Consider the following 6,000-nt stretch of genomic DNA (forward strand, 5'->3'; position numbering starts at 1 on the left):
TGGGCGTTAGCGTGCCGGGGGTGCCGTACTATCCGCCGCCGGCTCGGCCGCTTGGGCCGGATGCTGAGGGGCAATGGGTCCGTCGTTGGACGTCACCGGAGTGGACGCGGACCGCGGATGCTTGGGTTGGTTGTCGGCTTGCCGAGCAGGGGCGCCGGATCAGTGGTGAGGCGGTGACCTATCGGGCGCGATTCTGGTCCGTGGTGCGGTGCTATCCGTCCGTCGAGGGACTGGTGTGGTTCAAGGAGAACAACCCTGGCCATCGATTCGAGGCCGGTATGGTCGCCGCGCTGGCCCGGCTCGCGCCCGAGGATGTGATCGTGCCGATCGCAGTCGATCGTGAACGCAGTTGGATGCTCACGGACGATCAGGGAACGACGCTCACGCATCCCGACGTCCGTCATCAGCCGACGCGCCGCATCGTCGTCCGCGCGCTCGCCCGCCTTCAGTGCGCCCTCCTCGGCCGTCTCAACATGGCCGAGCACCCCGGGATCATCGAGCTTCCACCGAGCGCGGCCGGTGACCGAGTGCGCGCCGTCGCCGAGGACTGGGCGTCGCTGCCGCCCGGACATCCGCTGCGGCCCGAGCCGGACATGCTGAAACGAGCTGAGGTCGCCGCTGAGGTATTGGATCGACGTACTGCGTCCCTCAGCGGCATCGTTCCGCTCGACCTGGAGCTCAACGATGTGTACCCCGCGAACATCTTCGCCGACCGCTCGACCGGCGCACTCAGGCCGCGGTTCTTCGACTTCGGCAACGCGATCTGGGGTCATCCGTTCGTCTCGCTGCACGGCTTCCTCGACTCAGTGGAGGAATGGACCGGTGCGCCCTTGTCTCACGCAGACCGCGACGAGCTGCTCGACGTCTATCTGACGGTTTGGCGTGATCACCTCGACGCCGACCCACGGTTGCTGCGTGACGACCTCGCCGCCACCGAGGCGCTGGTCGGTGTGCACCGGCTCGTGTCGTGGTTGCGCCTTGTTCCGTACGCCGATCCGATCGAGATCCGGACCCGGGCCGAGATACCACGGCAGTATCTGGCCAGGGTCGCCGAGCAGGCCAGTTCGGCCTAGTTGGCTCGTCGGGGGGAGAATCACCGTGTGAAGAAGGCACAGGCCGAACCCGTGGTCGCGCGCAACCGCAAGGCTGCCCACGACTACCACCTGGGCGAGTCCTGGGAGGCGGGGATTGTGCTCCAGGGCCCGGAGGTCAAGGCGCTTCGAGCTGGGCGGGCGTCCCTGGTCGGTGGCTTCGCCCAGGTCGAGGAGCGGGAGATCTGGTTGCACGGTGTGCACATCCCGCAGTACTCGCAGGCCCGCTGGTTCAACGGCGGCTCCCGCCGCAAGCGGAAGCTGCTGCTGCATCGTGCCCAGATCGACAAGATCGAGCGCAAGGTCAACGAGGGCGGTCTGACGATCGTCCCGGTGACCCTCTACTTCAAGGACGGTCGCGCGAAGGTGGAGATCGCCCTCGCCCGCGGCAAGAAGACGTGGGACAAGCGGCACGCACTCGCCGAGCGCGAGGCGACCCGGGAGGTCGAGCGTGCCGTCAGCCGCCGCCTGAAGGGCCGCCCGGCTTGACCAGCCGCGCGTACGACGACACCCACTCAGCTGATGTGCCCTGGTAGGCGGCGAGCCAGACACACAAAGCCCAGGTCCGAGAGGTCAGCCTGAGCCTCCGATCCGCACGCTCGGAGGGATTCCGAACCCCAACCTTCTGATCCGTAGTCGACTTCGGACCGTCGACCACCGTCTGCCGGATCCGATGGCGGGCCGCCCAACCCCGGCCGACCGTCCATCGGCGTCCGGCCAACTAGCTCCTTCCGAGCGCATCAGGCAAGATGGCTCGGCTCGCAGGGCAACCACGAAGGGTCGAGAACGTTGGACTATCGAGAGTTGCTCCGCACCGTGCGACTTCGGCCGGGTATGGTCTTCGGGCGGTCGGAGCTGACCTATGACCAGCTTGTCTGCTTCGTCACCGGCTTGGGGTTTGGACGACCGGAACTCCTCGCGGGTTTCCGGGAGTTTCTGGTCCTGAAGCTGAATGACGGCAGCAACTTCGTGTGGTCGGCCCTGGTGACGCGGCTCGTGGTACCGCAGGCCGGTCGCCCGCTCAGTCCAGCGGATGACCGAGCTGCTTTGGACGGCCTGTTCGATCTCCTGGATGAGTTCCTGGCAGAGACGACCGCGATGGGCTCGCGCTCGATCGAGCGCGAGTACTTCCTCTGGCTGCAGCAGCAGAGCTGGTACAACTTGGACCTGGAGAGATTCCACAGCAGTCCGGCCCCACAGATGGTCGGGTTGGACGAGGCCGCAGAGCGGCTCGGCGTGGAGCGTTCCGCACTCTTCGATTTGATGGCGTCCCGGAGGCTGCGATCATTCCGTGCCGGTGCCGAACTCCTGTTCACTGAGCACGACATCTCCGAGCTCGAAAGTCAGATCGATTCCACGGGAACCGCTGCACCCAGCTCGTAAGGACGAGGACTGACGCCAGGACTCGGACGGTGCCGGGTGGCGCTGCGAACAGGCATTCTCGGTCCGTCACCCCACGCCCGTGATCTATAAGAGGTCAGCCCGGCAGGTTGTGGGTGGGAACGCTTGGTCTCTCCGTCGGTTGATGCGCGACGCTCATCCGCCTGGTGATCTGCGGCGTGCGGAAGCGCGGATCGCGGTATGAGGGTGGGTTCGCGCCTAGTGTGTCGGCATGGTCGCCCCGATTCCGATCTCAGTGGCTGTGCTTGTGCGCGATGGTCTCGTGCTCCTGGTGCATCGCCATCCATCGCGTCGGTGGTATCCCGACAGCTGGAGCTTCTCCGCCGGCGGGCATGTCGAGGCGGGCGAGTTGCCTCACCAGGCCGTCAGTCGGGAATGCCTCGAAGAACTCGGTATCCACGTCCACGAACCTCTGCCCATCCCAATGACGGTCAGTGACCCCACCCTCGTCGTGCATGCGTTCCTCGTCACGCGCTGGGACGGGGAACCTGTCAACGCCGCGCCCGAGGAGCACGACGATCTTCGCTGGTTCCGGCCCAGCGATCTCGCAGACTTGAAGATGGCCCACCCGGAGAGCCTGTCGAGCATCCTGAGCGCCGTCCAGGTCGCAACCGGTTAGCCGTTACGAACCCCACGCTCATCGGCTGCCGCGTGCCACGCACAGAGCATGGGCACTGCTCGCTGAGACAGGGTTCACGAGAAACGGGGTCGGGTCAGCGAAAGACTGTGGTCCACCGCGCCAGCGGAGCACCACCTTCATTCCGGCCGCAGCACGGGCGGCCCACCAGGCCGCGCCGAGACCGTGGGACTCCCACGCAGAACGGCGGCCGAAGCCGGCGTACCCGCCACCGGACCAGCGCGCGTCGCTCAGCCGTACTGCGTCTCAGGAGCGCCGAAGCGATCGATTCTCATGCCGCGCTTGACGGACGAAGCCGCCCCACCCACAGCTCTCCATCGACGCTCGGGTAGCCGGGCTCCGACGGTTGTCCGTCGGGCCCGGCCTGACGTCTTCAGCCCAGGGAGAGCAGCCGTTCCTCCAGGAGTGGCCCGGCCTGGTCGATGGTCTCGCCCAGATCGAGCCAGGACTGCTCACGCGCCGCCGGTTCGTCCATCCTGGCCACGGCCAGACTGAACACGCCCGTCAGCACGTCCCGCCGCCCATCCGGCCGCACCACCGACAGCCCGAACTCCACGGCAAGACCGGCCCGAACCACCTGCGCCTTGCCCGGATCATCCGCCAGCGGCTTACCACCTGTGAGGAACTTCGGCTCCTTGGTGATCTTCAACCACTCGACCTTGGCCCCCTCGACCTGCTGCGCCAGCAACTCCTCGATCCCGTCGCGCACCGCTCGCCCGGGCTGATCTCCCAGCCAGCCGAGCCAATGATCTGCCTTGGTGAGCAACTCGAGGTCGTCCCGCGGGGCGTCCATGCTGCTTGTTGGGTACGAACTCACCGGTGATCTGCCCCGACTCGTCGACCCGCCAACCCCCGCGAATCGCCTCCGGCGGCACGTAGCCGTTCGGATCGTCGACCCAGTCCCCATCGATCTCGTAAACCCACCCACCCGGATTCCGAGCCGCCTCAGCCACCAGCCCGTCAGGCGGTCTACGCCGCCGCTTGAACATGCTCACCCGACGAAGTCTCCCCCACGGCGGCCGACTCACTCTCCAGAGCCAGTTCCGGCAGGCGTGGCGCGCTTCCGTTAGGGCACACGGAGGGCACACCAATCCACGTGCGGCGGTCCACGCAATAGGCTGCGCCCGTGGCAACGGATGACGCCAGGCAAGCGCTCGCTGATCAGATGCTGGATCTGCCCACACCAGAGCTGGTTGACATCCTCCGTCGAGTTCTGCCAGGCCGGGCCAGTTCGCACAACGGATTGGCATCGTGCCTCGTACTTGCGGAGGTCACCCGGGTAGAGGGCCAGCGCCTTGGGCAGGATGGTGCGAACGTCGCCGTTGTTGCGTGGCCCGATCGGGACTACTACGACGGTGCGTTCGGGCCAGAGCCTGAGCTGTGGGAGCAAGGCACGTGTACGGGCTGCGGACTCGACGTCGTGTCCAGCGCCAAGCGAGCCGTGTGTCCGGTTTGTGCGACCCGCTGCCAGCTCACCTAGCTTCGGTCAACTCCGTTGACAACAGCACCTGCAGCGGGGCGCCGCAGACCGGCTTGGATTCCTGTTCGAGCACGGCGACAAGTGACGTGGGGTCAGCCGAGGGGGCAAGTCGCAATCCAGACATGCGAAACCCCAGGTCGTCCATCTTGTGACCTGGGGTTTCGGTTGCGCGCTCGGAGGGATTCGAACCCCAACCTTCTGATCCGTAGTCGAGTTCGAGGCGTCCATCCTTGACCACAGCACGCCTGAGGGCACCCGCCGATCTGGCGGATTGTCCAGGGTTGTCCGGCCCGATCCGTGGCCGCTGTTAGCAAGCCCGTTAGCAAGGCGCTGACGAGCTACTCATTGCGAGTCCGTTCCCGCCGAGCCCAGACCACACGACGACCGCCGACCGTGAGCGGTGATCGTGCTCAGCGGCCGGGGGTCGTTGACGACTGTCCGGGGCAGTTCGGGGCACCTCGGGGGCACCGCGCTCTAGGGCTGGTGGCCAAGGATTGGGATCTCACCATCTATATTCGCGACCATGATCAAGCCCTCCGGAAGCGGCTGGTTGAGCCAACAAACGTGCCGAGACTGGCTCACCGGTGCCTCCGTCTTTGGGGTATTCGAGGACGATCCGGACTGGCAGGCATGGGCAGCAGCGTTGCCGGACGATTTAGAACCCTGGATGTGGGTTGAGGATCGAGAGAGTGTTCAGCTCTACCACCGTCGTGGACGCGAGGGGATCACGATCTCTATTGCTCTGCCAGCAACAGATTTCACCGGTGACCTGTCCACGGCCGAGATCTGCCACGCAGCAATAGATCGGCTCTACCGGCACGTTGCCAGTCGTCGGAAATGGCCGCAGCCACCGCCAGCGCCTCCGCTCAAACCTCGGAGGTAACCTGCTGATCTCCCGCCTACGGACGCTTACAGGCGTACCCCGCGCAGTTGCGTCTTCGCGTCTGCCGTTCAGCCCACGCGTAGCGCGATCAGGAGACGCCAGAGGGGCCAAGATGGAGCGCCCCGCTGGACGAACGATCTTGGCCCCTCTGGCGTCTCCTGATAGGTCCTGACTGGGCTGAGCGGCAGACGGGAAGACCCACCCCGGCCCCACTCCGAACAGCCGGCCAAATCGGCCCCGTCATCCCGGAGTCGTGAGGCCCCCGCCGGAGGCGAATGCTGTTGCTCAGGAAAGACACCGAGAGCGGGCGCGGGCGGTGAACGGCCGGAGGCCGCATGCGCACGTCCGCGCCGCGCGCCGAAGGCGCGCCTTGATCCATAAGAGCCAAATTCGGCAAGAGGGATCGGCGGGAGTGTGTCCTCCGTCGACTGATGTGCGACACCCGTCCGCCAGGTGATCTGCGACAGTGGCTGGTTCGGCCAGTCTGGGTCTGGCGTCTCCGTGGGGC

5 protein-coding genes are annotated in these 6,000 nt (G+C 66.2%); 4 read left to right on the forward strand and 1 reads right to left on the reverse strand.

The window, feature by feature from the left end:
* Window positions 1-173 precede the first annotated feature (173 nt).
* From ACGFH6_RS22110 to ACGFH6_RS22125, 4 genes are all read left to right on the forward strand, one after another.
* On the forward strand, window positions 174-1,073 hold the full coding sequence (locus ACGFH6_RS22110) for a hypothetical protein (protein WP_393386687.1): 900 nt from the start codon (window positions 174-176) through the stop codon (window positions 1,071-1,073).
* Between the two features lie 27 nt (window positions 1,074-1,100).
* A complete protein-coding gene (gene smpB, locus ACGFH6_RS22115) occupies window positions 1,101-1,580 on the forward strand; it encodes an SsrA-binding protein SmpB (RefSeq protein ID WP_393386690.1) in 480 nt (159 codons plus the stop codon).
* A gap of 315 nt (window positions 1,581-1,895) precedes the next feature.
* On the forward strand, window positions 1,896-2,474 hold the full coding sequence (locus tag ACGFH6_RS22120; protein WP_393386693.1) for a hypothetical protein: 579 nt from the start codon (window positions 1,896-1,898) through the stop codon (window positions 2,472-2,474).
* A 229-nt stretch (window positions 2,475-2,703) separates the two neighbouring features.
* Entirely contained in the window at window positions 2,704-3,111 is a 408-nt protein-coding gene (locus ACGFH6_RS22125) for an NUDIX domain-containing protein (protein ID WP_393386696.1), read from the forward strand.
* 391 nt (window positions 3,112-3,502) lie between these two features.
* Here ACGFH6_RS22125 and ACGFH6_RS22130 read toward each other — a convergent pair whose 3' ends face one another.
* Window positions 3,503-3,922, reverse strand: a complete 420-nt coding sequence (locus ACGFH6_RS22130) for a hypothetical protein (protein ID WP_393386699.1) — start codon at window positions 3,920-3,922, stop codon at window positions 3,503-3,505.
* Between the last annotated feature and the right edge of the window lie 2,078 nt (window positions 3,923-6,000).

It is taken from the genome of Kribbella sp. NPDC049227, from assembly GCF_043197265.1.
Taxonomy (GTDB): Bacteria; Actinomycetota; Actinomycetes; order Propionibacteriales; family Kribbellaceae; genus Kribbella.

Bases quoted from the DNA above. Each gene is read 5' to 3' on its own strand.
- ACGFH6_RS22125 (WP_393386696.1), top strand. From the start codon at position 2,704: ATGGTCGCCCCGATTCCGATCTCAGTGGCTGTGCTTGTGCGCGATGGT.
- ACGFH6_RS22130 (WP_393386699.1), bottom strand. From the start codon at position 3,922: ATGGACGCCCCGCGGGACGACCTCGAGTTGCTCACCAAGGCAGATCAT.